Here is a 24826-nt window from a genome sequence, read left to right on the forward strand (position 1 = left end):
CATATTTCTCATGTAATGCAACACTATTGTATTGAATCTCCTCTCCCTTTGCAACAGTTGCTTTGAAGCCAGCTAGTAACCTTTCTCTATACTATCCCTATAAGTGCTACCCCATTTCCAACCGTTTTTCTTCTAGTATATTAAAAGCAGAATTTGATACGAGGCTCTATATCAATCTATCAATAAATTACCACTCTGTAAATATCTGAATTTTCTTTACATTGAAGGTTATCTCCTAAACAACCTCGAATAATTGTAATACATATACATAAGGAGGTTGATCTATTTTGTTTCGTTCCTTTACAAATGGTTGCGTCGCCTTAGTGCAACGCTTCTTGCCAGAACCGTTTATTTTATCATGTTTACTAACTGTTTTCGTTATCTTCTTTGGTATGTTTGCGACTCACCAAACACCTGTAGAAATGATTAATCACTGGGGTAATGGAATTTGGGGACTCCTCGCCTTTTCTATGCAAATGGCACTTGTACTCGTGACTGGATCTGCTTTAGCAAATGCTCCTCTTATTAAAAAAGGATTAACGAAAGCTGCCAGACTACCAAAAACAACTGGACAAGGCATTATTGCCATTTCAATTGTAAGTTTACTCGGTGCATACATAAACTGGGGCTTTGGAATTGTTGTATCTGTTTTATACGCAAAAGAAGTGGCAAGGCAGCTGGACGGATTAGATTATAGACTAGCAATCGCCTCTTCTTACTCTGGATTTCTCATTTGGCATGCCGGTCTTTCTGCCTCTATCCCTCTTACGTTAGCAACAGGCGGTGAAACGTTAATTAAAACGACTGCTGGAAGTATTAAAGAGGCGATTCCAATAACAGAAACGTTATTCTCACCATACGCTCTCGTTCCAGTTATTATTTTTCTCATTACGATGCCTCTCATTAATAAAGCGATGCATCCAGATGAAAAACATACGATAACTGTAGATCCTAGCGTGTTCCATGAAGAAGCTGCTGCTCAAGAAGTAGAAAAAAATACGTTCGCTGAAAAGATGGAAAATAGCATTATTATTACACTTTGCGTTGGATTGTTAGGTCTCATTTATATTTTCAATTACTTTTATACGAAAGGATTTAATCTTACTCTCGATATCGTGATTTTTATGTTATTAATTACTGGACTTATTTTCCACCGCACTCCGATTCAGTATATTCGCGCTTTTTCAGACTCTACGAAAAGTGCCTCTGGCATTTTACTTCAATTTCCGTTTTACGCAGGAATTATGGGCATGATGATTGGAGCAAATAGTGAAGGACTTTCACTTGGAGGAGCTATTTCTAATTTCTTTATTAGCATTTCAAACGAATCAACTTTCCCGCTCTTTACTTTTTTAAGTGCTGGTATCGTTAATATTTTCGTTCCATCTGGTGGCGGTCAATGGGCTGTGCAAGCACCAATTATGATTCCAGCTGGCGCTGAACTTGGTGTACCTGCTGCAAAAACAGCAATGGCAATTGCATGGGGCGATGCTTGGACGAATTTAATTCAACCTTTCTGGGCATTACCAGCATTAGCGATAGCTGGTTTAGGTGCTCGTGACATTATGGGATTTTGTGTTGTGAACTTACTATATGCGGGTTTTATCATTAGTCTATGTTTCTTATTTATTTAAACAAAAAGCTAGTTTTATACTAGCTTTTTTACATAATAAATCACTTATTTCCCACGCAATTTATAATCTTCTCCCACTCTAACTCCGTAAGATGTAATGACTCAAATGCAAAAAAATCTTCGCAAATTTTTCCGATCAGGTGTGGATGTTCCCTCAAAAAATTCCACTGTAACGCTTTAGGAAGAAAATATGTTTCATATTCTTTACTTCCCCTTACTACCTGATCAACTTCTCTTTCACAAATTCCTCTTATTAAATAATCATTTCTTAACTCTATTTGAATTTGCTGAAATGTTTCGCTGCATTTTTTCAATTGAAGTAAACACGTAACATACTTCCGAAAAAGTTCGCCATCATACTGAACACAGTTTATAATACGATCGACTTCATTCATAATGCACGAGCCTTTTCTTCTATTTGTAATAACCATTTCTCACGCTTTGATACTTTACTCGTTTTCACAGATTGAAACACTGACCGTTTTATATCGCGAATGCCACAAAAACGTAAAATACCTCTCTTCATCATAATCCAATCTGCTGATCGATATAACAATGCGACGTACCATAGAGGCGAGTCTAACGTATTAATAACCCATGCTTTTTTCCCTTGCAATAATCCTTTCGGCAGAGCCCCTTCATATTTATAAGCAAATCCAGCTACGAAAATACGATCGATAAATCCTTTTAAAATTGCTGGCATCCCCCACCACCATATTGGATAGATGAATAGAAGTGTATCTGCTTCTTCTACTAACGTTCTATACCGAGCTGTTTCCTCTTCATTTACTAAATCGCGTCTTTTCTTCTCTTCATTAAATACGAGGACTGGATCAAATTGTTCTTTGTATAAATCAAGTACGGTAACTGAATGATTTGTTTCCTGTAGTCCTTTTTGCACATGATTGAAAATCGCCGCGTTAAAACTTGAAGGATTAGGATGAGCATATATAATTAGTACGTTCACTACAAAACAACTCCCTCTATACGTTAAAGTTTCTCCTTCTTTAATAACTTCTCTACAATTTGTACGTTTTTCGAACTTTGCAACAATCGATTTAATAATATAAGTAACTCTTCTTTTTCTAAATCTTTCAGTTTCTCTTTAACTGCACTCTCACCAGCACCTTGCATATCATAAACAACTGCCGCCATATGTTTACAATAATTTTCATAGGGACACTCACAGTTACTTTCTGAAAAATCTTCGAGATCGATAACTACTTCATAATTCCCTGCATTTCCAGTAACGAAAGCAAACACTTTTTTATCTTGTATTTCAACATCTTCTACATGCCCATCTTCATAATATTCATATCCCTTATCTACAATGTACTTTGGGATCCATTTCGTTATATCTTTTAATAAGTAAGCGTACATAATTGTACCCCTTCCTTTAATTCCCTTTTGACTTCAAAAATCCTGCATGTTATTCTAATTACTGTTAAGTAGCAAGTCTACGTGACAAAACGACTGACACCTATTCGGCGAAGGTGTCTCTTTTCATTTGCAGCCGATATGAATTGCCTCTTTCAGGCACATTCAATTTTTGACACTACACACTCAACACCATTCCCTGTATCAGGCTGCTTTAGCAGTCTTTTACTCTACATACTCCGTTATTTTAAGAAAAAAAGAGAGCTTAGCTCCCTTTTCTCGCCTTATACAATACCCCTTTTTCAGCATAGAGATATTCATCAGCTAATGTAATTTTCCCATCCAGTTTTAGTTCGTCTAATAATCTTGATAAATAAAATTGATGCAACATCTTTTTCGTGAATTTTCCTTCATGATGCGAAACGATATGTTCTTGAATATCTAACAATGATATCGGCTTATCTTGCTCTATCATATATTCATAAACTGTACTACGCAGTTTTACGTATTTTTCGAGTGTCACAGTAATGCGCAACCCCTTTCTTCTTAATATAAATTTTCGTAATCGGTTTTTTTGCAATAAAAAAACCTCTCCGATAAGAAGAAGTTACGTATATATCTTCGTCTTATCTCCCAGAACAAATATGTTCTGCTGGAATTAGCACCTGCATCGCGGTTGCTGGGTTTCATCGGGCCAGTCCCTCCACCTCTCTGGATAAGAAAATATTCACTTAATTCTTACTATACGTAATTCCACTTTAATTGTCAAACAAATATAATAAATATAACAAATTATATTTTCTTCCTTACTGTTCATACTACCCATATACGAACATGCAAGGAGGATTATGAAATGCATCAAAATGCTCGCGGATATGTACAAGATTCTTTTCAATCATTACAAGAAGCTAAAAATTGTTTAGAAGAAGCGCTCGAAACAGTTGAAAAAGATTTTAATCGCGCTCGTATTGAACAATCACTTTATGCTGTTGAACAAGCTATTCAACGTTGCGAGTACACCGTTCACATTTTAGAAAAAGATTAAAAACTTCCCATCAATTGATGGGAAGTTTTTTCAAATGGCATACTTCATAATTATTGCCGTTATGATTAAAAAATATACAGAATTAGCAATTTCTAAAATTCCTACTTTTTTAATAGAAATTTTTTTGCCATACAACACAATTGCTCGAATGACACTTGGTATAAAAATAAGAGAACACCACGGATTAATCACAAATATGATTATCGTTAATACGATATGATATCCCCAAGATATAAGACGATACTTCGGGTTATTTTTTTCACGAATCATCGTTTTCACATAGAACGTACTACCTAAAAAGTATAAAAATGAAATAAGCGCAATGAATAATGCTGTATGATCGATTTGCTTCATTGAAAAGGAATAACTAATTAACCCACCGATACAAAACACAATAATCGCACAAATATCATTTAATAGTGCTCTTTCATTTTTTTGACGAGCGTAATACATATTCACTATAAATAATGGAATCATTACTATTACGAATAAAAGAATTCGCCACTCATATAATAAAGAAATCATCCCAAATAGGAACGCAATAAGAAAATAAATAATGGAAACTTGTAAAAACTCTTTTTTTCGTCTTTGCTTTATGTACGTAAGAAATGGGTACGTAGCTAAATAGATAAAGAACCACGCTAAAAACAATGGAATATGATAAATAGTAGGTTTCCCAAGTATGACACTTAATAAAAAAGGAATAACAAGCATGGCCCATGCACCATGTTGCTTCGGAATAACTAACTTCATTAACTATACACCTCCCTTTTGAAAAAAGTTCTCACCTACAATTATACAAATAATTTTATATAATAGCGGATGCATATTGAATCGATTTTTTGACAAAAAAATGCTCCTTACATTATGTAAGAAGCATGAAAGAGGCAAACGAATATGTAAGTCGCGACCCTACCTTATATGAGTATGCTTTTCTATGTCACGTTATGCTCATCTAATATACCGTATTTCTTTTTAAATCTTGTAAGAATCGTAATCCATGAAGTACTAAATAGTAATAAGAAAATAACATTCGAAATCGCATGGCTCAAATCAAAGTAAAAACTTGCGATATAATACGAAATGACAGTTTCCCATGTTGCTTCTCGTATAAAACCGAGAAGGCCCCAGAAATTCATAATCCAGCCAAATAAAAAGCCAACAATTACTCCGTAAAGAAGTCTTCCCCATAGCTTTTTCATAAAAAATGTATTACGAAGTAAACCTGCTATAAAACCAATCATGCCCCACGAAAACATTTGCCACGGTGTCCATGGACCTTGTCCTAAAAAAATATTAGATACGATTGCTGCTGTAGCACCAATCATAAAACCAGTTTCACTTCCAAATACAATTGCAGAAACGATAATGACAAAAGAAGTTGGTTGTACACTTGGTAAAATAGAAAATGGCACCCGGCTTACTGCTGCAATTGCCGCTAATACAGCAACGAGAACAATTTCACGTGAAACAAACGCCTTTCTTTCAAAACGGATATAGAAAGGTAACATAATAACCGCTAATAGAAACAAACTACTTAACATGTAATAACCATCCATAACAAGTGTCGTAAAGAGTAATGTGCCGATTATTACTGCAAAGATACATATTATGAATGCAACATATTGTTTGGACAAGCTTCGTACACATCCTCCCACGTTAATGCATATGGCAATTCTTTTCGAATGAATCGATTAATAGATGTTGTATAAAAGAAGTTGCCGCTAAAAAATTCTTTCGGTGCATCATTCATAATGACTGTTCCATCAAATAACATCATACATTGATCCACGTATTTCGCTGCAAACTCAATATCATGCGTTGCCATTACAATTGTTGTACCTTCTTTTTGCAGCTTCCTAAATAGTTCTCCTACTCTTTCTTTCTTCCATGGATCCAATCCCTTTGTCGGTTCATCAAGTAATAATAACGTTGGCTTTGATAATAACGTTGTACATAACGCAAGTAATTGTTGCTCTCCTCCGCTACAATCATGCGGATGGCGTTCTTTAAGCGAGTACAACCAAAACTGTTTTAGCGTATCTTCTGCTATTTCTTTTCCTTGTTCTCCATATAATTCACGCGCACGTTCATAAACCTCGTCCCATACTGTATCAAATGTAAAATGGTAATACGGATGCTGCGATACATACCCAATACTTTTAAACCGTTCTTTCGAATCGATTTTATGTACCACTTTTCCGTTCCACTTTACTTTTCCTCTTCTCGCTTTTTGTAATCCTGCTAAAATCGTTAACAGTGTAGACTTACCTGTACCGTTCTTCCCAACGAGCGCTACCCATTTTCCTTTTTCAATTGGAACTGATAAATCACGTAAAATAAGCGGACTATTTTTTTCATATTGGAAGGAAATATGCTCTGCGCTTAAAATTACCTCTTGCTTTTCACTTTGTGCTATTGGGTCATTTACATATGATATCGCTGCAAAATCATTCATTTTCATTTGCGCCTCTCGCACTGTAAACGGAATATCTCTCACATTCCACTCTAAAAATAGCCTTGGAATTTGCGGAATAAATGGACGGAATGTTTCTACTCCCCACATATCCGTAATAACAATTTTAGGACTACCATCATACATAATACGGCCATTATCCATACAAACAACGCGTGTTGCAAGCGGGATAACTTCATCTAAACGATGTTCACTTAAAATAATCGTAATTCCAAGTTCTTCATTAATCCGTTTTAATAATCCTAAAAACTCTTTTGCAGCGATTGGATCTAACTGCGCTGTCGGTTCATCTAATAATAGCAATTTCGGCTGCATAACTAATACCGCAGCTAAATTGACAAGCTGCTTCTGCCCACCAGATAACGTATGAACAGATTGATGCAATAAATCTTGAAATCCTAAAAAGCTAATAAGCTCTGCTATTCTTTTTTGAATAATATGTGATGGTAATCCGATATTTTCTAAAGAAAATGCTAATTCTTGAATCACTGTATCCATAACAATCTGGTTTTCTGGGTTTTGAAATACCATCCCAATTTCTTGGGCAGATAACAAATCAGCTACTTCCTCTATTAAAACACCCTCATAAAATATCTCTCCAGAACGCGTACCAATTGGAAGTAACTCCTTTTTAAAATGTTTTAATAACGTCGTCTTCCCAGATCCCGATCCTCCAGCAAGTGCAATAAACTCACCTTTTTGAACAGAAAGAGAAATATGCTGTAACGCTTTTTTATTTTCATCAGCATATACAAATGATAAATTGTTTATTTCTGCATGCGCCACCATATCCATTCCCTTCCTTCCATCATAATTGGTAAACTAATAAACAGTGTAAATAATACAAACATCATTCCATCGTATTGCTGGAATAAAATAGATTCGACTTTCGGATAAATAATCAATTTCCCTCCGCCATAATTACTACATACAATAGCAGCTATAAATAAAATGATTAAATAACTGAGCGTATACCAATCACGCCTTTCCATTCTATAGCGAATATACGTCGTACGCTTCGTTACACCAAATCCACGAGCTTGCATAGAATCTGCCGTTTGCAGTGCATCTTCTAATGAACAAATTAATAATACTTGCAGCAATTGCATACCATTTTTGACGCGTTCTATTATCGAACCTGAATCTACCTGCACACCTTTCGTTTTTTGGACGAGTGTGATTTTCTTTAATCGCCTTATAAACAAAGGAACAAATCTCACTGTAATCATCGTTAACAATGCAACTTTCGGTGAAATTCTTGAAAACAAATATAAAAATTTATGACTGGAAATAATATCATTGTATGACGCAAACGTAAACATAACTGCAACTAGTAATAACCCCATTACTATTCCAAACATAATCGCCTCAAGCTTAATACGGCTATCACCTAACCAAAATAACGTAGTTCGACCTCTATGCGTTAATAACGAATTAAATAAAATTACCATAAAAAAGAAAACAATTGTGCTCGGTAGCATCTTTCTTATCTTTTCGCTATTTCCTTGCATCACATTTAACATAATAATTAATACTATTGCTCCAATTAAAAAAAGAGGATGAAGACACATCGTACATAGTATCATCACCCCGATATAATAGAAAAAATTCACAAAAGGATGTAAAGAAGAAAAACTTATTTTCATAGCCCTTTACCGAATGCCTTTCTTATTGTAATACGTATACCCACTCAATTGTATCTCCTGGTTTTACCGTAGCTACACCAGCACTATGGTTTGGAAAAGCACCGTTCACACGATATTTCCATCCACTAGTATCCGCAATATCTTTTTCATATAAATCATTAATACCTTTTACATAAATACTATCTCTAGATCCGCTTGCATCAACATCTAATCCTGTACGTTGTAATACTTTATACACAGTATCGCCATCTTGTACATCCATCTTTTTCGCACCCATTATATATCCGTTATTTCCTTTTACCGAGATTGTTACTTGTTTTGCTTTAGGTACTGGTGGTACTGGTGGTGGCACTGGGTTTAGTGGTGGTACCGGTGTTGGTGGAGCTGGTACACTATTGTTCTCTTCTGGCTTTTTCTTTTGCTCCTGCTTCGGTGTTTCTTTCGGCTGATTCACAACCTTTGCTTCTTCTTTTACTTCTGGTGCTTTCGGTTGTTGTTTCTCTTCTTGTGCTTGTTGCTGCTCTGGTTGCTTATTTACAGCCGGCTGTTCTTTCGGTTGTTCCTGTTGTTTCTCTTCTTTCTTTACCTCTGGTTGTGCCTGCAGCTTTTCCTCTTTCGGCTTCTCTTCTACTTTTTGTTCTTGTTTCTCTTTCTGTTCTTCTTGTTGCTTTTGTTCTGATTCAGCTTGCTTTTCTTCTGTTTTTTCTTCCGGCTTCGCTTCATCTTTTTGTTCTTCTTGTTTCGCTACCTCTTCTTGCTTCGGTTCTACCTTCTTCTCAGGCTTTACAGCTGCCTCTTCACATCCGGCAAGTAGCCCGAGCGAAAGCAGTAAAGAAATGAACCATTTCACCTTACTCATCCTATCTCTCACCTTTCATACGAAAATTAGGAGCAAATAATTGCTCCTAATTTTTTGTTAAGCTGCTTTACGTCTCCATAATACATATGCAGAAGCAATACATAATACACCCATACCTACTTCTGTTGCTGCGCTATGAGAAGATGCTCCTGTTTTTGGTAGACTGTTACCGTTTCCGATTTTTTTATTCTTAACCGGTTCGTTATCTACAACTACTTTTAGATTTTCATCTTTTGTTTCTTGTTGTACTTGTTTTTGTTCTTTCGGTTCTTCAATAACTTCTTTTTCTACTACATTATTTTCTGGTTCAACGACCTTTTCTGGCTCTTCAATCGGTTTTGGCTTAATTACATCACCAGCGTCTACATTAGACCAATCATAAATAGATTTTCCCATTTCCTTAAATTGAAGTAATGCTAAAAGAGCCTGTTCTGTAGCCATTCCGTTACCATTTTGATCACTTGGTAACCATTTAAATTCACCATTTGAAAGTTGATATGATAATAGGTTTTGCATTGCCTTATGAAGACGATTTTGATCTACATCTTTAACAAGCGATAATCCAATAATTGCTTGCGCAGTACTATTTGAATTTTCTTGTCCATCAGCTGAAAAACCGCCATTTTGCAGCTGTTCGTTATATAAATATGCAACAGCTTTTTGTATAGCTGGTTTCACATCTGATCGCTCTTGATAAGGAGCTAATGCTGATAAAACCATACCTGTTACATCAACGCTACTAGCACTATCTTTACTACCTGAACTATTATAAGTCCATCCACCGTCTGTATGCTGATTATTTAACAGTGCTTCAACTAAAGCAACTCTGTTCCATTTTGATTCAACTGGAATCTCATACTTCTTCGTATCAAATGCAAGTAAAGCAAATGCATAACCTGTAACAGAATTCACTTTATCTGACTCATACAATTTTTGAACTAAATTATGCCCACCTACATTTTTAGGGTCTGCACTCATTGCATTCATCATAATAATTGTTCTAGCTAAATCTGTCGCTGAAAAACGATTAATGCGCTTTTCTACTTTTTCAGTTACTGACTTAACATAATTTAATTTTGCCTCAATTGGCACATTCTTTCCAGAACGAGAAAGCGCTACAGCTACCCAGTCACTTTCAATTCCATCTTGTAACATCTTATCTGATGTTTTAGAAATGGCTTCGTTTAATTGTGCACTTGGATTTTGAATGTTCTCTTGCTTTGGTTGTTCTGGTTTTTCATCATTTGTTTTTGTACCATCTGGTTTTTCTTGTTTTGAACCATCCGTCTTTGGTTCTTCTGGTTTTTCTTGTTTTGGATCATTCGTCTTTGGTTCTTCTGGTTTTTCTTGTTTTGGATCATCCGTCTTCGGTTCTTCTGGTTTTTCTTGTTTTGGATCATCCGTCTTTGGTTCTTCTGGTTTGCCACCGTTAGGTTCTTCTGTTTTACACGTCCCGAACTTATCTAACGTTTCTTTCAATGTTTCCTGGCTTATATTGCTCCAGTCTGAAACAAAGCGAAAGACAACAACATCTCCAGATTTTAATTTATAACTATCTGCTCCGACTTCTGCAGACTTATCATTTACATCATACAGCCAAGCACTTGTAGCCCCGGCCATTAAACCATCGATTCCTTTTACATATGTTCCAAACGACATCGTTTCAGATTCTACTTTGTCCCCCATGACCTTTTGCAGCAAACTTAAAGCTGTTTCCCCATCTTTAATTTGCTCTTCTTTCGGACATAACATAATGCCCTTTTGTGATTCCCCAATAATTGCAAGTTTTGCTGTATTTTCTTCAGCAAACGTAATATGTACTGTATTCGCAAAAGAAACAAATACAAGTGTCACTGCCATTAACGACGTAAGCAGCCACTTTTTCAACATTGCCATCCCAAAATTTCCTCCCTTACTACCATTTACACAAAAAAAGGCCCTTCAAGGGCGTGCGATTGACACTCTCTTTTTGTAAGTGTCGAACAAAAATGTACAACACCTCCTACCCGCATTATTCGCGGCTATATTTGTATAGGAAAAATAATTTTGTTTATGAACGTATCATTGTGATAACATTCACTTTTCTTGGCACAACTTACTTCCATTTAAGTTATCGTAAAACGATAAACCTATACATTCTGTAAATTTTAAATTTCTGTATTATTTTACTATTGACAAAGAATTTTGTCCATGCTTTATCGGATTTATTTTCTAAGAATAATAACTTATTAACTCTTAACGATGTAAACTCTTTTCACTAATAATGACGCCATCTTCATCCGCATAGACATATTCATTTGGATTCCAATCCACTTGTCCAAAGTGCAATGAAATATTTCGTTCTCCTTTTCCTTCTTTCACACTTCTATTTGGCATCGTTCCTAACGCTAAAATACCAATATTAATATTCTTTAGTTCACTAGAATCACGAACATACCCATTCACAATAATTCCTGCTAGCTTTCTTTCTTCCGCAATAGCTGCCAAATTATCACCAAGTAACGCACAATTCGTAGACGCTCCGCCATCAACAACTAATACTGTTCCTTCTGGTAATGTTTGCAATCCTTCCTTCACTAGTACATTATCATCTTTCACTTTTACAGTTGCAATTTTCCCGTGGAATTGTTCTTTCTTCCCAAAAGACCGAAAAGACTGGCGACATATTTGTAATTCCTTTTCAAATTCATCACATAGATCAGTAGTTTTCCACATCTTGTTCCCTCTTTTCCTTTTTCTTTCTACATAACATATTCTTGGCTTATTATCGTTTCCCTGTCTAATATTGCAATAATTTGTACGTGCGGGAAAAGGATACAAAAACTATTGCCTTAAGAAGCTACCTTTATTATAATCTATTTCACAGATTAAATTCAGAATATTAAAAATTAACCAAGTGAAGAAGGAGGGATTTTATGCAAATACAAACTGAGGCAAAAAAACAACCTAGTAAACAAAAGTTTAAAATGCCTGATGCGTACGTACTACTATTTTTTATTGCCTTACTTTGCGCCATTGCTACGTACTTCGTTCCTGCTGGAGAATTTAAAAGGGTTACAAACGGGACCGTTACAACGACAATACCAGGTAGCTACCATTCTGTTCCGCAATCACCCGTAGGATTTGTTTCTTTTTTTACCGCTATTGAAAAAGGAATGACACTTGCTGCTCCTATTATCTTTCTAATTTTATTTACAGGTGGAACTATTGCAATTCTTGAAAAAACAGGTGCTCTTGACGGTTTAATCTATCATGTTATTAACAAATTTCGTAATCAGCAATTACTTTTCATTTGTATAGTTGCTGCGCTTTTTTCTATTCTTGGAACGACTGGTATTATCGTTAACTCAGTTATCGGTTTTATCCCCATCGGCATCATCGTTGCACGCACGTTAAAATGGGACGCTATCGTCGGTGTAGCAATTATTTATTTAGGCACTTATGCTGGTTTTAATGCTACTATTTTATCTCCCTCACCTTTAGGCATTTCACAAAAGATCGCAGAACTTCCGATGTTTTCCGGGATTGGTTTACGCACCGCAATCTATATATCTTTTTTACTTGCCACTATCCTTTATATAAATTGGTATGTAAAACGCTTGAAAAAATCAAATAAAGGAAGCATCCTTGGCGACAACTGGTTTCCCAGTAACGCTCTTTCAAGCGAAAAAGAAGCAGAGAAAAAAGAAGTCCCTTGGACGATACGTCATAAATTAATTTTACTCGTTTCAGCTTTATCATTAATTGCATTTTTAATAGGCGCTTTTCGTCTACATTGGACGGACGCAGAAATGACCGCTACTTTTATTTTCATAGCAATTACAGCAGGAATAATAGGTGGCATGAAAGCAAACGATATCGCATCCACTTTTCTAACTGGCTGCCAAAATCTTATCTACGGTGCTTTAATCGTCGGAATGGCTCGCTGTATTTCAGTCATTTTAGAACAAGGCAAATTACTTGATACTATCGTTAACCAGCTCGCACAGTCTCTTGAAGGACAAAGCCCTGTATTTGGCGTTATCGGTATGTACGTAAGTAGTGCTGCATTACATTTCCTTATTTCATCCGGGACAGGAGAATCGGTTATTTTTATTCCGATATTAGCTCCATTAGCTGATTTCATGCACATTACACGCCAAGTTACAGTACAGGCTGTTATGCTCGGAGAAGGTGTAGTAAACTGCTTAAATCCAACTTCCGGTGTTTTAATGGGCGTTCTCGCAGCAAGCGGGATTTCTTATGGAAAATGGATTCGTTTCATGGCTCCACTTGCACTCATTTGGTTTATCATTGGACTTGTTTTTCTTATTGTTGGGGTGAATATTGAGTGGGGACCTTACTAAATACTTAACTAGATAAATAAGTACTATCGTTCCATATAAATATCTATTCTATTTCCCTCACTAGTCCTATAAAAATCATTTATTCTAGTAAAAATATAAGAAGGGATTGATCATAATGATCAATCCCTTTTATCAAAATATAATACCTTTAAAAATCTTAGTTCCAGATTTTATTTACCCATTCTGGATGATCAATAAAAGGGTTGCGGTTATGTTGATATTTTGTAAAAATCACTTCATTACGCTTTCGCTCTAAATCATCGACCGGGTCTTGTTCATTCCATTTTAATAAGACAGATAGTTTCCCCATGTATGGATCTTTATTGTTATTCACTTTTTCATTTAGTTCTAAATCTATTTCGCCGTTGTCTCCCTCGTAACGAACAGCCATATAAAACAGCATTCTAGCAATATCTCCTTTTACACTATCACGAGGTTCCCAAGAATCACTATCATATTTACATTCTGTCGCTTCAGAATGATTTACACCACCGTTATCAAAATCTAGATTTCCACGTGAACTATTTACAGATACATCCGTCGCTCTTAAATGATGTAGATCTGTTCCAGGTCCTGCAGTCGTTCCAAAGTCACCGTGAGATTTTGCCCAAACATGCTCTCGGTTCCAGTTATTTACTCCTGATCCATTCGTAAGTTTCCCTTGCGAACGACCAGTATATAAGAGTATCACATTATTTTTATTATTCGGATCTTCATCAGTATCTCTTAACGCTTCCCAAACCGCACTGTATGATAACTTTGTATGATTATCAATAATATTATGCAATTCCTTCTTTAATTCTAACCCCGTTTTTCCTATTGCGTTATTATAATATGTATCGTCATAATTTTTTACAATAATCTCCTGTGCTGATGCAGGAACCACTTCACCATGTATAGTATCTGTGAATGATAGAGATGCAGAACCTAAAATAAAAAATGAAGATAGTGTAACCATAGCAATCTTTGTATTTCGAAACTTCATATACCCATTCCCCTTTAAAATATAATTTAAAGCTATTAACTAAAACGTGCTTTCTAACCCCCGAAACCTTTTAGAAACCCATACCCCTTTTCTGTTTATTTAATACAAGACTCTATCCAGTCTGTATCACTTCTAAACTTTTTGTTTATTCACATTCCAAACAATTTCACTTTTTACAAGGAATATCCTTTTCTTATAAAGATTATTAACATATTCTTTACAACTAAAAAGTAGTTTAATATTAACTTATAAATTTAAATTTATTTATGCAATAATGCATATTTGATAAATACTTTAAAAAACAGTTTGAATAAAATGCATTCAAAGAAAACCGTGCCACAAAACAGATACGGTCTAAGACAGAAATAATAAAAATTAAGATGATAGCTCGACTTTTCCCTTTTCCATAACTATCTTTATTTTTGTGTAAAACCTTTCTTTCTCTGAATAATACGTATAAAAATAGATTGGATACCATGTAGGCACCAATCTATTTTAATTAAAGAAACTGTGTCAATTCTGAGTTCACAACACGTTGTGCAGTAATAATAACATTTTCAGCTGTTAGTCCATAAACACTATATAGTCCACCAGGTTGATTAGGAACAATTTGAACTTCATATTCAAATGCTTGTCCAAGAGCAGGATGAACTAAACTTAGAGTTGCAAAAGTAGAAGCATTAGAATTCACATTGAAGTTTACCTGTTCAATTAATACTAATGAACCGTCAAGTCTAAAAACTCTAGCTACTCCAGTAAGTGGGCCCGCAGTACGGTTAAGGATCTTCACCCTAACTTTATTTGCATTAGCAGGTTGATTTCCTACGTTTTCAATTGGTCCTGTAGTAAGAGCCATATAACACCACCTCCATTATATTATTATTATATTCAATGATAAACATTAATGTTATAGTCTAATTACCCAATTTATTTAAAATAAAAAGAAGCTCCAAATTCTATTATATTTAGGTCATAGATATTAAACTTAATAAAATCAAAGGCAGGAACATATTTGATATGTTCCTGCCTTTTTATTGTGGGATACCGATAAATAGCCCTCTAGCTAAGATTTTAAAGTGCTACAAAATCAAAAATTTTATCTCACCAAAGTTTTCTACGAGAATCCAGTGAACAGCTTATTTACATAATTTTTGTTCTCAGAAGTTGATCTTGTAGCGCTCTTTCTCGTAATTCACTATGTTTTCCAAAGAAAATAGTGAAAAACAGGGCGGAATACATTTACAAAATGACAAAACTGTAAGAATACACGAATGTTTGTAAGAAAGTTCGATGTTTTCTTTTTCCTTTTTTTATTATAGTGAAAAAGAAGAACAAAATATTCTCTTATGTAGGAAAGGAAGATAATAATGATCGATCTATTAAATAAATGGATGTTAGAAAGTACAGCCAATTTTAATATCGTTGTAGGACTTACAGCACTTTTATTTTTGGGTTCAGTAATTGCACTTATTATTATTTACAAAAAAATTGGTAAACCGGTTGAAAGAACAAATGCTATTTATTTAAAAATTACTTCTCGTATGTTTACTACTCAAATTCTAATGAATGCTATATTTATTTCTTTAGTTGGTAAAGATATTGAGAATTTCCGTCAAATCTTTATATTATTTGAAGCTTTTGTATTCTTTATTGGAGCTATTTATTCGTTTAAATTATATAGACAGGAGTACAAATGATTCACTTATAAGAAACAATAAAAAACAGTAGTGATTTTACATTACTGTTTTTTATTGTTCATTTTTAATTGTAAACTTTTCATTTTTAGTTAACTGTATATTCTATACATATGAGGTTAACATAACCCATCATTAGCGTTAGCGAGGAAAAAGGACAACCCTGCTCTCACAAGTGAACCCTTTTTTAGTTCTATGAATCTATACATATTATATACATTCCTATCCTAACGTGGTTTTAGTGCTCTTGTTTGTTACTGGATTAGCCAAAAAACTGTATAAAATCTTGCATACTATTAGCTTGTTTTTTCAAAAATACTGGCATCCCCCAATTTGTGCTTTCTTATGGATATTTCTTGACTCCTCATTAAAACACTCTCCTGTTCTTTGTCTATCTTTAAGAATAAACCCTGCTTGTTTATTTCAAGTTCTTGCATCGAGGTTTTACCTTCTCCCAAAGCCAAACAAACAATTCAGATTACATGCCTATATCAAACTAAACATTCAATCTTTATCCAGTTTGTAAATAAAATAGGATAATCAGCCCCATAACGGACTAACTATCCTATAAATTATTATCTAAATTCAATAAAGTGAAACTTTAATCAGCCCTCACCAATCGGGCTTTTACGGGCAGTTGATCCCCACCTAATTTCTTTGCTTCCGCTGAAATTTGAGATGAGGGTCTTACTGCCCGGCAAATAGCGGGATAAAACTAGAACTTCTTTTCCTATGTATATTTACTTCGTTACCTCTCCAAACTGCGCTCTCGTCACTTTCGCCAAGTCATCTACTTTAAGCTCAATTTGTATACCAATTTTCCCGCCACTTACTATCATCGTTTCAAGTGATTGGGCACTTTCATCAATACATGTAGAAAATAACTTCTTCATTCCGACTGGTGAACAACCACCACGAATATATCCTGACACTTTCGTAATATCTTTTACAGGAATCATTTCAATTTTCTTTTCACTTACTGCTTTTGCGGCAGCTTTTAAATTTAGTTCCTCATCTACCGGAATAATAAACACATGATAATTTTTACTATTCCCTTGAGCGATTAACGTTTTATATACTTCTCTCACTTCTCGTCCAATTTTCTCGGCTACTGATACGCCATCAATTTTCCCATCGTCTGGATCATATGACATCATCGAATATTCAATTTTTTCTTTATCTAATATTCGCATCGCATTTGTTTTATCTTTTTTCATAGTGATCTCCTTAAAAGGTTATTTCATATTATTAAGTTTTATTATACACCCTTTTCCATTTCTCCTACATAACTTCACGTATATTTCAAAACTAAAAATATTGATAATTCAAAAATCATCTGATATAATTTGGAAAAACTTACGTTAAGGAGAGATTTGCAATGCTAAATTTTAATACTTCTTTCCAACTTCATCATCAAACGTAACGCCGTGTATCCGAAGAAAAATTTTTCTTCGTGGGTACAGGGCTTTTCCTGTTGACCCACGAAGCGTTCATAAAGCTATGTGGGTATTTTTATACCTGCATAGCTTTTTTTAATTTGAAAAAGGAGTGATTATGATGGAAATGAGAAATGTAAAAGGAACGAAAGACTATTTACCAGAGGAGCAAGTGCTGCGAAATAAAATTAAAAGAGCTTGTGAAGATACGTTTGAACGATACGGATGCAAACCTTTAGAAACGCCGACGTTAAATATGTATGAGCTTATGTCTTACAAGTACGGCGGTGGCGATGAAATATTAAAAGAAATATATACACTTCAGGATCAAGGAAAACGTGAGCTCGCCTTACGATACGATTTAACTATTCCATTCGCAAAGGTTGTGGCAATGAATCCGAACCTCCGCCTCCCTTTTAAACGTTATGAGATTGGGAAAGTATTTCGAGATGGGCCAATTAAACAAGGAAGATTTCGTGAATTTATACAATGCGACGTTGATATCGTCGGTGTTGAGTCTGTCATGGCAGAAGCTGAACTTATGGCTATGGCGTTTGAGCTGTTCCGAACGTTAAACTTAGAGATAACGATCCAATATAATAACCGAAAATTATTAAACGGTATTCTCGAGTCTATTAACATCCCTACTGAGTTAACGAGTGACGTCATTTTGTCATTAGATAAAATCGAAAAGATTGGGATTGATGGTGTACGAAAAGATGTATTAGAGCGCGGGATTTCTGAAGAAATGGCTGATACGATATGTAATACCGTATTATCTTGTCTAAAGCTTACTATCGCTGACTTTAAAGAAGCTTTCAATAATCCACTCGTTGCCGATGGAGTAAACGAATTACAACAATTACAGCAATATTTAATCGCCCTTGGAATAAATGAAAATACGATATTCAACCCGTTTTTAGCGCGAGGACTCACAATGTATACAGGTACTGTATATGAAATCTTTTTAAAAGATAGATCGATTACATCTAGCATCGGTAGCGGCGGCCGTTACGATAACATTATCGGAGCATTCCGTGGTGATAACATGAACTATCCAACAGTCGGTATTTCATTCGGTTTAGACGTTATTTATACAGCACTATCACAGAAAGAAACGATATCATCTACAGCGGATGTATTTATCATCCCGCTCGGAACAGAATTACAATGCTTACAAATCGCCCAGCAATTACGTTCTACCACTTCCTTAAAAGTCGAACTTGAACTAGCAGGACGCAAATTAAAACGCGCCCTTAATTATGCCAATAAAGAAAATATCCCTTATGTGCTTATTATTGGGGAAGACGAACTTAGTACAAACACTGTTGTGTTGCGGAATATGAAGGAAGGTAGTGAGGTGAAGGTTCCGATTTCTTCTTTAAGTAGGTATTTATAATACGAACCACCCTCGTTTGGGTGGTTTTTCTATTTTATAGATACCTAACAATTAGTTTACATAAAATTATTATAATCTATTAAAAATACAAATAAACAATATCCAATTACCTATTATTTTTGGTAATATATAGATATGAATTATTTTAGGAGGATTAACTTTGAAAACCTACATCCAATTACTAAAGTGGACTACAGGGATCTATCATCTTTTATTACTTCCTTGTTATTATGTATTTCCAAGTCTTGTTAACCTATATGGGTTACCTTTACTACTATTGATTGTTTTTCATATCACTACTATTTTATTAGCTAAAAAAGAAGGCATGAATACGTACCCTCATTATATCGGTATTATCGTTACTCTAGTTGCCTTCTTTCCTTATATAGACATCTTTCTACATATGATAGCAGCCATTTTCCTTTTATTAGATGCTGCTTCTACGAATGCAAAAGAAGTGTATGATTCATAGATGGATAAAATGAAACTTTCATCCATTGAGTTTTGAAATAGGTCAGCAAAAAGGGTTTACTTTTTAAGTAAACCTTTTTTCATTTTTAATTACTCTCCTTACTTCAGAATAATAAAAGAATATTCTGTTTAATTTTTATAAATTTCTAAATATTTATAAAACATTCAAATTAACATACATTTTAGTTATGTAAAAAATCTAAGTTTTAAGGAGATGAATCCATGCTGAAAAAGTTGGTAGCAGGTGCATTATTAACTGTTTCGTCGTTAACTGGAGGACTGGGATCAGTATCAGCTAGTACCGAAAAAGATTATACGATTTCCTCTTTCGAATATGTAACTGTAGATGAAAAGACTGTTGATTCGTTTAACAAATTGAGTGCTCCATCAAAGGAAGACATAAAAATAACGTTAGTTCTACCGAAACAAAATCAAAATGGAGACTGGTTATCTTATGGATTTTCGAGCAAAGAAAGTTTAGAGTCTTTTATTGAAAAAGATAAACAAAGGTTGAACAATTCAATCACTCCCCTTGGTGTTGGAGGAAGCGGACCTGGTAGTACAGACTTCTATAAACGCACAAATCAAGGTAGCGAGTATTTTTCTCTAAGTAGTGGTTATAAAAACTTGTCTGCTAGTTGGCAAAATCAAATTGTTTCTGTACGTACAGCAGCTCCTACTGCTAGCTACTCAACAACACTATGGGAACGTACTTCAACTGACGGATATGGAAAAGGTGTTGTTTTTAAACATGCTGATTGGTATGGTCAAACTGCAAACTTAAATAACTTTCCAACTTCAGCAGTTGAAGTTAAAAAGTAAAAAACATAGAAATAAAAGGTGTTTTCACGTATGGAAACACCTTTTATTTCTACAACTATTTCACATAACTCGTCTATACCAATTTCAACTCTTAACTATTATTTTTCGTATTCCTACTCTCCAAAACTTTCTCCATATTATGAGTTGCCCATTCCATCATTAATAGAATCACTGGACGTAGTGATTCACCAAGCTCAGTTAACGAATATTCAACTTTAGGTGGCACTTCACGGTATACTTCACGATGTATAATGCCATCAGCTTCAAGTTCTCTCAGCTGCAGCGTTAACATTCTTTGTGTGATATTTGGTTTTAATCTTTTTAATTCATTAAACCGCTTTGTACCATCTAATAAATGATACAAAATTACCCCTTTCCATTTCCCTCCAATCACCTCAACCATAGCTTCAACTGGACAAGAATATTTATTTAAAAATGGATAATTTATATTATTTTCGTTTGGACAATCCATAATAAATCCCTTCCCTTAACATTAGTATATTTTTTGATACTATACCACATAAATGTGCGTACTTGTATCTATGTTACTTTAAAAATATAATTTACTTACAAAAATAAATTCATGAAAAGAGGAACTTTTATGACAAATACAAACGAAATTACAAAAGAAAAGATTATGGAGGCTTTTCATTTCAGACATGCATGTAAAGAATTCGATCCTATGCACAAAATTTCAGAAGAGGATTTCAAATTCATTTTAGAAACAGGCAGACTATCTCCTTCTTCTTTTGGATATGAGCCTTGGAAATTTATTGTCGTACAAAATAAAGAATTAAGAGAAAAACTACAACCGTATTCATGGGGCGCTGGTGGGCAACTTGCAACAGCTAGTCATTTTGTTATTGTTCTTTCAAGAAACATTAAAGATATGCATTATGATGCAGAGTATATTAAATATATGATGAACGATATTATTGGATTGCCTGAAGACACTCAAAAAATTAGATATGAATTCTTCAAAAAGTTCCAGGAAACAGATTTTAACTTATTACAATCCGATCGTGCTGTATTTGATTGGGCATCTAAACAAACTTATATTGCTTTAGGTAATATGATGACGAGCGCAGCTCAAATCGGTATTGATTCTTGTCCAATAGAAGGATTTGATAAAGAGGAAGTAGATTCTTTACTTCGTCAAGAAGGCATTATACAAGACGATAACTTTGAAGTATCAGTTATGGTTGCCTTTGGTTACCGTAAAGAAGAGCCAAAGCGTGATAAAACAAGACAGACTATGGATACAATTGTTGAATGGATTAAGTAATATAGCACAGACAAATAATGCTCCTAATAGCTGGATACTTATACTAAAGAACTATCAGTCGTTTTTCTTATGTATGAATTTGGTTTTTCATGGAAAGATATGTTAGTATGTATACAGTTTGAGTGCTCTATTTTTAGAGTCGAACAGGAGGAGAATGAATATGTCTGATATTGAAGTTGGCGAAGTGTTTACTCTTAGTGATGAGAATAACGAAGAGCAAGAAGTAGAAGTACTTGGAGCGATGGATGTCGAAGGTGCAGAGTATATTGCAGTTGCCTTTGTTGAAGATATCCAAACAGAAACTGAGGAAGACATTGATATTTTCTTTTTAAAAGTAGAAGAAGATAATGAGTTTTCATACATTGAAAATGATGAAGAGTTTGATAAAGTATCTACTGCGTTTGAAAAGATTTTGGATGAGCAAGAGCAAGAATAGTATGAATGAAAAACACGCGGGCGGATGTATATCCGCCCTCTTTTTATTTATTACTCATCCAGAGACTCACGCAGTAATTGCAGTACATCTTTCATCGCAAAAGGTCCATCTTTTTTAACATGTTCCGCAAATTCTGAAACGAGACGTAATGTTCTCACACTTTCGATTGGATGCTCTCCTGATGCACTTTCAGCTGAAAGCATAATTGCATTCGTCCCGTCCAGTACAGCTTGAAACACATCAGTCACCTCTGCCCTTGTTGGAATAGAATGATCTACCATAGATTGAAGCATTTGTGTTGCTGTAATGACATATGTATTCGTTCGATTACATTCCTGAATCATCATTTTCTGTAAAAGCGGAATGCATTGATACGGTAACTCTACTCCTAAATCGCCCCTTGCAATCATAATTCCATCTGCTTCTTTACATATATCTTGAAAATTCTCGATTGCTTCCATCGTTTCTATTTTTGCAATTACATTAGGTGACGTTTCTTTATACTGTTGTATAAAATCTCGTATTTCTTTTATATGACTAGGTTTTCTTACGAAAGAACACGCGATAAAATCAACATTCTCTTCTAAAAGAAACTGAATATCTTTTTTATCTTTCTCTGTAATAGCTGGTAAACGAACAGCCGCATCTGGTAAATTAACTCCTTTATGAGATGAGATATTGCCACCTGTTTTTACCTTCGTTTCTATTTTGTCCGTACTTATCTTTTCAACAATTAATTCAACTTCTCCATCATTAATTAAAATTCTACTGCCTACTTTCACATCATTCGCAATTCCTTCATAATCAACACTCGCTTCTGTATTACTCCCTGTAACTGGTTGTGTATGTAAAATAAAAGAATCTCCTGCCTGAAGTGTAATTTGCTCTCCCTTCACTTCACCTAATCTTATTTTAGGACCTTGTACATCACCCAAAAATTTAATAGAGTCATCTAATGATTTCACTAAACGAATGATGTCTTTATGACTTTCATGCGTGCCATGCGATAAATTCAGTCGAACAATTTTCATACCATTCTTTATTAACTGTGCTAATGTTTCTTTATTATTACTTGCGGGTCCAATTGTACAAATTCGATCGATTGTCATTTTTGTCACCATCCTTTTTTTAATAAGTTTCCCATATGAACTTAAAAATAACAGAGATTCTGACATGAATAGATTTAAATTTACATGAATTTCATAAAATTAAACCTGTATCCCTTGCTGGCTAAGCATTAGAAGATATATTCGCTTTTTTGCAAATGAAGACATGTTGAATCGAAAGTAAAAGAAACGTTAAGTATGGGATAAACCATTGAGAGTTTCGAAATTTTCATATATTGTATGAATTGAGTTCGAACTCAAAAATTTAAAAAGGTGGGAAAATTAGTGAATATGAAAAAATCTTTATCGGTGACAACTTTAGGGTTAGCGGTTTTAGGTTTTGGTTTTACTAATAACGCAAGTGCTTCAGAGGTCGATACTGTAGACAAGCAGCCCGTTTTAGTTGACTTTGATACAATTCAATCAACAAAAACATCTAGTGTTCCTAGTTTGACTATTGCAGCTGCACCTAAGAATGACTCTAACATTAGCGTATATACTCCCTTTTTTGGTAACCCATATGCAGTTGCTAAATCGAAATCAACTACGACCGAAGACTATGTTTATGCAAAAGCAAGAACTTTCAATGGCGATGGCTCATTAGTGAATACGAAAAGTAATAGTGCAAAAAAATCATCCTTTGTAAGTGCTACAGCGACCAACACAAGCATTTATTATGGAGATGATTACGCTATCGGTAATCATACCTATAAATTAAGTGGTTATAATGATGTGAATCACGAAACAAAAGCTTTCTGGTAAGAAAGAGAAAAAAGATATGCATCTTGCATATCTTTTTTCTCTAATATTTTACATATATTGAGGTGCTATTTATGAAACAAATATATATTATTAGCGGTGTTTTACTTATTTCATTACTTACAATTTATATTTTGTTCAATACTTCATTCATACAACCTCATCCACCTTCCATAGAAAATAAACGAGAGCAACAAACCAATACTATTTCTTACGGATTGAAGGATAATCAAGGCCAACATATTAACAATGGTAGTACAATTACTAGTGAGGATAATAAAATTAATGTAACATTATCATTCGTACATACTATTAATGAAAACCGAAAATATGGATTAATTGTTCTAGAAGATTACGAACAAAAACCTTTTAAAATAGAAGATACTACTACTGAAATATCACACTATTTTTTTGATATGAAACCAAACAGTTCAATGACTACGAAAATCTCTTTACACACTTCTCCTGATGCAAGTGAATTAACCTTTTTAATAATTAAAAAACCTGAATACAAATTAAAAGATAATAACTTAAATAAAGCAGCTATTTTAGAAGATATTCTAAGTATGCGGTATTCAATGCATCTTCTTCAGAAAGAAAACGAAAAAATAAAACTCTCCCTTATAGATCCAAATGCTATTTTAAAAGATGGTCTTTACGAACCAGTATTTGTTACGAACCGTGAAGAGAACTTACAAACTGTCTTCTTTGAAAAGGAAGGCAAGCAATTAATTTTATCAAACGGTAATGAAAAAAATGATGAAATGACTTACGCAATCGTGGCTTTTAAAGATTGGAAACAAGTTGAAATATTTAACAATAGAAAAGTCGTTTATACTAAGGTTGCACCTGAAACGAGACAAATCTTTAATTTCACATTGCCTTCAGTAGATCAGGAAAGTAATTTTCAACTCGTCGCTTTTCCATTTCCTTTTAAAGTTAGCGAAGAAGATTATGTTAGTCAACAAGCATTCAGTTCCTTTCGTATCGTAATTGAAAATGAATAAGTTATACTGTGCACATTACAACAACCAAAAAAAGCCTACTCACA

28 protein-coding genes, 1 pseudogene and 1 riboswitch are annotated in these 24826 nt (G+C 34.4%); of the genes and pseudogenes, 11 read left to right on the forward strand and 18 right to left on the reverse strand.

Annotated features, from left to right (window positions below):
• Window positions 1–287: 287 nt before the first annotated feature.
• The gene (locus ACX9TM_RS16715; protein WP_063220613.1) at window positions 288–1634 is read left to right on the forward strand and encodes a short-chain fatty acid transporter; all 1347 of its coding nucleotides are present in this window, start codon (window positions 288–290) and stop codon (window positions 1632–1634) included.
• A gap of 40 nt (window positions 1635–1674) precedes the next feature.
• Here the strand turns inward: ACX9TM_RS16715 and ACX9TM_RS16720 are convergent, their stop codons facing one another.
• From ACX9TM_RS16720 to ACX9TM_RS16735, 4 genes are all read right to left on the reverse strand, one after another.
• Window positions 1675–2028, reverse strand: a complete 354-nt coding sequence (locus ACX9TM_RS16720; RefSeq protein ID WP_001006477.1) for a hypothetical protein — start codon at window positions 2026–2028, stop codon at window positions 1675–1677.
• On the reverse strand, window positions 2025–2600 hold the full coding sequence (locus tag ACX9TM_RS16725) for an NAD(P)H-dependent oxidoreductase (RefSeq protein ID WP_001101572.1): 576 nt from the start codon (window positions 2598–2600) through the stop codon (window positions 2025–2027). Before ACX9TM_RS16725 ends, ACX9TM_RS16720 begins: the two co-directional genes overlap by 4 nt.
• Window positions 2601–2623: 23 nt before the next feature.
• Entirely contained in the window at window positions 2624–3013 is a 390-nt protein-coding gene (locus ACX9TM_RS16730; RefSeq protein WP_000271526.1) for an SWIM zinc finger family protein, read from the reverse strand.
• 262 nt (window positions 3014–3275) lie between these two features.
• Window positions 3276–3533, reverse strand: coding sequence for a hypothetical protein (locus tag ACX9TM_RS16735; protein ID WP_000171476.1), 258 nt, complete (start codon window positions 3531–3533; stop codon window positions 3276–3278).
• A 100-nt stretch (window positions 3534–3633) separates the two neighbouring features.
• Window positions 3634–3732, reverse strand: a riboswitch (SAM riboswitch).
• Window positions 3733–3863: 131 nt separating this feature from the next.
• Between ACX9TM_RS16735 and ACX9TM_RS16740 the strand changes: the two genes are divergently transcribed.
• Window positions 3864–4055 (forward strand): hypothetical protein, encoded by a 192-nt coding sequence (locus tag ACX9TM_RS16740; RefSeq protein WP_000554032.1) that lies wholly within the window; start codon window positions 3864–3866, stop codon window positions 4053–4055.
• Between the two features lie 30 nt (window positions 4056–4085).
• On the opposite strand, the gene ACX9TM_RS16745 is transcribed toward ACX9TM_RS16740, so the two are convergent.
• The 7 genes from ACX9TM_RS16745 to rraA all read right to left on the reverse strand — a co-directional run bounded on the left by ACX9TM_RS16745 (window position 4086) and on the right by rraA (window position 11751).
• Window positions 4086–4808 carry a YwiC-like family protein gene (locus ACX9TM_RS16745; RefSeq protein ID WP_063220612.1) on the reverse strand — a complete coding sequence of 241 codons (723 nt, stop codon included), beginning with the start codon at window positions 4806–4808 and terminating at the stop codon, window positions 4086–4088.
• Between the two features lie 182 nt (window positions 4809–4990).
• Window positions 4991–5692: an ECF transporter S component gene (locus ACX9TM_RS16750; RefSeq protein ID WP_000043896.1), complete on the reverse strand. Its 702-nt coding sequence runs from the start codon at window positions 5690–5692 to the stop codon at window positions 4991–4993.
• Window positions 5665–7326: an ABC transporter ATP-binding protein gene (locus ACX9TM_RS16755; RefSeq protein WP_065382099.1), complete on the reverse strand. Its 1662-nt coding sequence runs from the start codon at window positions 7324–7326 to the stop codon at window positions 5665–5667. The genes ACX9TM_RS16750 and ACX9TM_RS16755 overlap by 28 nt, the downstream gene beginning before the upstream one ends.
• On the reverse strand, window positions 7299–8177 hold the full coding sequence (locus ACX9TM_RS16760) for an energy-coupling factor transporter transmembrane component T (RefSeq protein ID WP_002178524.1): 879 nt from the start codon (window positions 8175–8177) through the stop codon (window positions 7299–7301). The genes ACX9TM_RS16755 and ACX9TM_RS16760 overlap by 28 nt, the downstream gene beginning before the upstream one ends.
• 22 nt (window positions 8178–8199) lie before the next feature.
• Complete coding sequence (locus ACX9TM_RS16765; RefSeq protein ID WP_033695789.1) at window positions 8200–9036, reverse strand: DUF4430 domain-containing protein; 837 nt, start codon at window positions 9034–9036, stop codon at window positions 8200–8202.
• A 57-nt stretch (window positions 9037–9093) separates the two neighbouring features.
• Window positions 9094–10932 (reverse strand): DUF4430 domain-containing protein, encoded by a 1839-nt coding sequence (locus tag ACX9TM_RS16770; RefSeq protein WP_065382098.1) that lies wholly within the window; start codon window positions 10930–10932, stop codon window positions 9094–9096.
• Between the two features lie 339 nt (window positions 10933–11271).
• Complete coding sequence (rraA, locus tag ACX9TM_RS16775; protein ID WP_000266037.1) at window positions 11272–11751, reverse strand: ribonuclease E activity regulator RraA; 480 nt, start codon at window positions 11749–11751, stop codon at window positions 11272–11274.
• 200 nt (window positions 11752–11951) lie between these two features.
• Between rraA and ACX9TM_RS16780 the strand changes: the two genes are divergently transcribed.
• Window positions 11952–13382 (forward strand): YfcC family protein, encoded by a 1431-nt coding sequence (locus ACX9TM_RS16780; protein WP_072769948.1) that lies wholly within the window; start codon window positions 11952–11954, stop codon window positions 13380–13382.
• A 157-nt stretch (window positions 13383–13539) separates the two neighbouring features.
• Here ACX9TM_RS16780 and ACX9TM_RS16785 read toward each other — a convergent pair whose 3' ends face one another.
• The 3 genes and pseudogenes from ACX9TM_RS16785 to ACX9TM_RS16795 form a co-directional block, all read right to left on the reverse strand.
• Window positions 13540–14367 (reverse strand): endonuclease I family protein, encoded by an 828-nt coding sequence (locus ACX9TM_RS16785; protein WP_000672193.1) that lies wholly within the window; start codon window positions 14365–14367, stop codon window positions 13540–13542.
• 499 nt (window positions 14368–14866) lie between these two features.
• Window positions 14867–15223 (reverse strand): hypothetical protein, encoded by a 357-nt coding sequence (locus ACX9TM_RS16790; protein ID WP_001229415.1) that lies wholly within the window; start codon window positions 15221–15223, stop codon window positions 14867–14869.
• Window positions 15224–15510: 287 nt separating this feature from the next.
• Window positions 15511–15600 (reverse strand): annotated as a pseudogene (locus ACX9TM_RS16795) (transposase); the annotation flags it as partial.
• 134 nt (window positions 15601–15734) lie between these two features.
• Here ACX9TM_RS16795 and ACX9TM_RS16800 point away from each other — a divergent pair.
• A complete protein-coding gene (locus ACX9TM_RS16800; RefSeq protein WP_000566271.1) occupies window positions 15735–16064 on the forward strand; it encodes a hypothetical protein in 330 nt (109 codons plus the stop codon).
• A 293-nt stretch (window positions 16065–16357) separates the two neighbouring features.
• Here ACX9TM_RS16800 and ACX9TM_RS16805 read toward each other — a convergent pair whose 3' ends face one another.
• The gene (locus ACX9TM_RS16805; protein WP_001156925.1) at window positions 16358–16498 is read right to left on the reverse strand and encodes a hypothetical protein; all 141 of its coding nucleotides are present in this window, start codon (window positions 16496–16498) and stop codon (window positions 16358–16360) included.
• Window positions 16499–16801: 303 nt separating this feature from the next.
• The gene (ybaK, locus tag ACX9TM_RS16810; protein WP_000710860.1) at window positions 16802–17278 is read right to left on the reverse strand and encodes a Cys-tRNA(Pro) deacylase; all 477 of its coding nucleotides are present in this window, start codon (window positions 17276–17278) and stop codon (window positions 16802–16804) included.
• Between the two features lie 340 nt (window positions 17279–17618).
• Here ybaK and ACX9TM_RS16815 point away from each other — a divergent pair, with 340 nt between their 5' ends.
• From ACX9TM_RS16815 to ACX9TM_RS16825, 3 genes are all read left to right on the forward strand, one after another.
• Window positions 17619–18896: a histidine--tRNA ligase gene (locus tag ACX9TM_RS16815; protein ID WP_000425988.1), complete on the forward strand. Its 1278-nt coding sequence runs from the start codon at window positions 17619–17621 to the stop codon at window positions 18894–18896.
• A 160-nt stretch (window positions 18897–19056) separates the two neighbouring features.
• Window positions 19057–19368 (forward strand): hypothetical protein, encoded by a 312-nt coding sequence (locus ACX9TM_RS16820; RefSeq protein WP_000860726.1) that lies wholly within the window; start codon window positions 19057–19059, stop codon window positions 19366–19368.
• Window positions 19369–19589: 221 nt separating this feature from the next.
• Window positions 19590–20189 (forward strand): hypothetical protein, encoded by a 600-nt coding sequence (locus tag ACX9TM_RS16825; protein ID WP_000914420.1) that lies wholly within the window; start codon window positions 19590–19592, stop codon window positions 20187–20189.
• 91 nt (window positions 20190–20280) lie between these two features.
• Here ACX9TM_RS16825 and ACX9TM_RS16830 read toward each other — a convergent pair whose 3' ends face one another.
• Window positions 20281–20661 carry a winged helix-turn-helix transcriptional regulator gene (locus ACX9TM_RS16830; protein WP_000340581.1) on the reverse strand — a complete coding sequence of 127 codons (381 nt, stop codon included), beginning with the start codon at window positions 20659–20661 and terminating at the stop codon, window positions 20281–20283.
• Between the two features lie 129 nt (window positions 20662–20790).
• On the opposite strand from ACX9TM_RS16830, the gene ACX9TM_RS16835 reads away from it, so the two are divergent.
• Together ACX9TM_RS16835 and ACX9TM_RS16840 are read left to right on the forward strand one after the other, a co-directional pair.
• Entirely contained in the window at window positions 20791–21474 is a 684-nt protein-coding gene (locus tag ACX9TM_RS16835; RefSeq protein WP_000185713.1) for an NAD(P)H-dependent oxidoreductase, read from the forward strand.
• Between the two features lie 154 nt (window positions 21475–21628).
• Window positions 21629–21910: a DUF1292 domain-containing protein gene (locus ACX9TM_RS16840; RefSeq protein ID WP_002026117.1), complete on the forward strand. Its 282-nt coding sequence runs from the start codon at window positions 21629–21631 to the stop codon at window positions 21908–21910.
• A 50-nt stretch (window positions 21911–21960) separates the two neighbouring features.
• On the opposite strand, the gene ACX9TM_RS16845 is transcribed toward ACX9TM_RS16840, so the two are convergent.
• The gene (locus ACX9TM_RS16845; protein ID WP_065382073.1) at window positions 21961–23019 is read right to left on the reverse strand and encodes a pyruvate kinase; all 1059 of its coding nucleotides are present in this window, start codon (window positions 23017–23019) and stop codon (window positions 21961–21963) included.
• 282 nt (window positions 23020–23301) lie between these two features.
• Between ACX9TM_RS16845 and ACX9TM_RS16850 the strand changes: the two genes are divergently transcribed.
• Window positions 23302–23778 carry a hypothetical protein gene (locus ACX9TM_RS16850; protein WP_001056353.1) on the forward strand — a complete coding sequence of 159 codons (477 nt, stop codon included), beginning with the start codon at window positions 23302–23304 and terminating at the stop codon, window positions 23776–23778.
• 71 nt (window positions 23779–23849) lie between these two features.
• Entirely contained in the window at window positions 23850–24782 is a 933-nt protein-coding gene (locus ACX9TM_RS16855; protein ID WP_065382074.1) for a hypothetical protein, read from the forward strand.
• Window positions 24783–24826 lie beyond the last annotated feature (44 nt).

The organism is Bacillus sp. LH1, from assembly GCF_057924895.1.

Bases quoted from the DNA above. Each gene is read 5' to 3' on its own strand.
- rraA (WP_000266037.1), bottom strand. From the start codon at position 11,751: ATGTGGAAAACTACTGATCTATGTGATGAATTTGAAAAGGAATTACAA.
- ACX9TM_RS16840 (WP_002026117.1), top strand. From the start codon at position 21,629: ATGAATATGTCTGATATTGAAGTTGGCGAAGTGTTTACTCTTAGTGAT.
- ACX9TM_RS16835 (WP_000185713.1), top strand. From the start codon at position 20,791: ATGACAAATACAAACGAAATTACAAAAGAAAAGATTATGGAGGCTTTT.
- ACX9TM_RS16825 (WP_000914420.1), top strand. From the start codon at position 19,590: ATGCTGAAAAAGTTGGTAGCAGGTGCATTATTAACTGTTTCGTCGTTA.
- ACX9TM_RS16770 (WP_065382098.1), bottom strand. From the start codon at position 10,932: ATGGCAATGTTGAAAAAGTGGCTGCTTACGTCGTTAATGGCAGTGACA.
- ACX9TM_RS16815 (WP_000425988.1), top strand. From the start codon at position 17,619: ATGGAAATGAGAAATGTAAAAGGAACGAAAGACTATTTACCAGAGGAG.
- ACX9TM_RS16730 (WP_000271526.1), bottom strand. From the start codon at position 3,013: ATGTACGCTTACTTATTAAAAGATATAACGAAATGGATCCCAAAGTAC.
- ACX9TM_RS16755 (WP_065382099.1), bottom strand. From the start codon at position 7,326: ATGGATATGGTGGCGCATGCAGAAATAAACAATTTATCATTTGTATAT.
- ACX9TM_RS16760 (WP_002178524.1), bottom strand. From the start codon at position 8,177: ATGAAAATAAGTTTTTCTTCTTTACATCCTTTTGTGAATTTTTTCTAT.
- ACX9TM_RS16785 (WP_000672193.1), bottom strand. From the start codon at position 14,367: ATGAAGTTTCGAAATACAAAGATTGCTATGGTTACACTATCTTCATTT.
- ACX9TM_RS16845 (WP_065382073.1), bottom strand. From the start codon at position 23,019: ATGACAATCGATCGAATTTGTACAATTGGACCCGCAAGTAATAATAAA.
- ybaK (WP_000710860.1), bottom strand. From the start codon at position 17,278: ATGAAAAAAGATAAAACAAATGCGATGCGAATATTAGATAAAGAAAAA.
- ACX9TM_RS16805 (WP_001156925.1), bottom strand. From the start codon at position 16,498: ATGCAAGAACTTGAAATAAACAAGCAGGGTTTATTCTTAAAGATAGAC.
- ACX9TM_RS16830 (WP_000340581.1), bottom strand. From the start codon at position 20,661: ATGGATTGTCCAAACGAAAATAATATAAATTATCCATTTTTAAATAAA.
- ACX9TM_RS16720 (WP_001006477.1), bottom strand. From the start codon at position 2,028: ATGAATGAAGTCGATCGTATTATAAACTGTGTTCAGTATGATGGCGAA.
- ACX9TM_RS16765 (WP_033695789.1), bottom strand. From the start codon at position 9,036: ATGAGTAAGGTGAAATGGTTCATTTCTTTACTGCTTTCGCTCGGGCTA.
- ACX9TM_RS16800 (WP_000566271.1), top strand. From the start codon at position 15,735: ATGATCGATCTATTAAATAAATGGATGTTAGAAAGTACAGCCAATTTT.
- ACX9TM_RS16790 (WP_001229415.1), bottom strand. From the start codon at position 15,223: ATGGCTCTTACTACAGGACCAATTGAAAACGTAGGAAATCAACCTGCT.
- ACX9TM_RS16740 (WP_000554032.1), top strand. From the start codon at position 3,864: ATGCATCAAAATGCTCGCGGATATGTACAAGATTCTTTTCAATCATTA.
- ACX9TM_RS16780 (WP_072769948.1), top strand. From the start codon at position 11,952: ATGCAAATACAAACTGAGGCAAAAAAACAACCTAGTAAACAAAAGTTT.
- ACX9TM_RS16745 (WP_063220612.1), bottom strand. From the start codon at position 4,808: ATGAAGTTAGTTATTCCGAAGCAACATGGTGCATGGGCCATGCTTGTT.
- ACX9TM_RS16855 (WP_065382074.1), top strand. From the start codon at position 23,850: ATGAAACAAATATATATTATTAGCGGTGTTTTACTTATTTCATTACTT.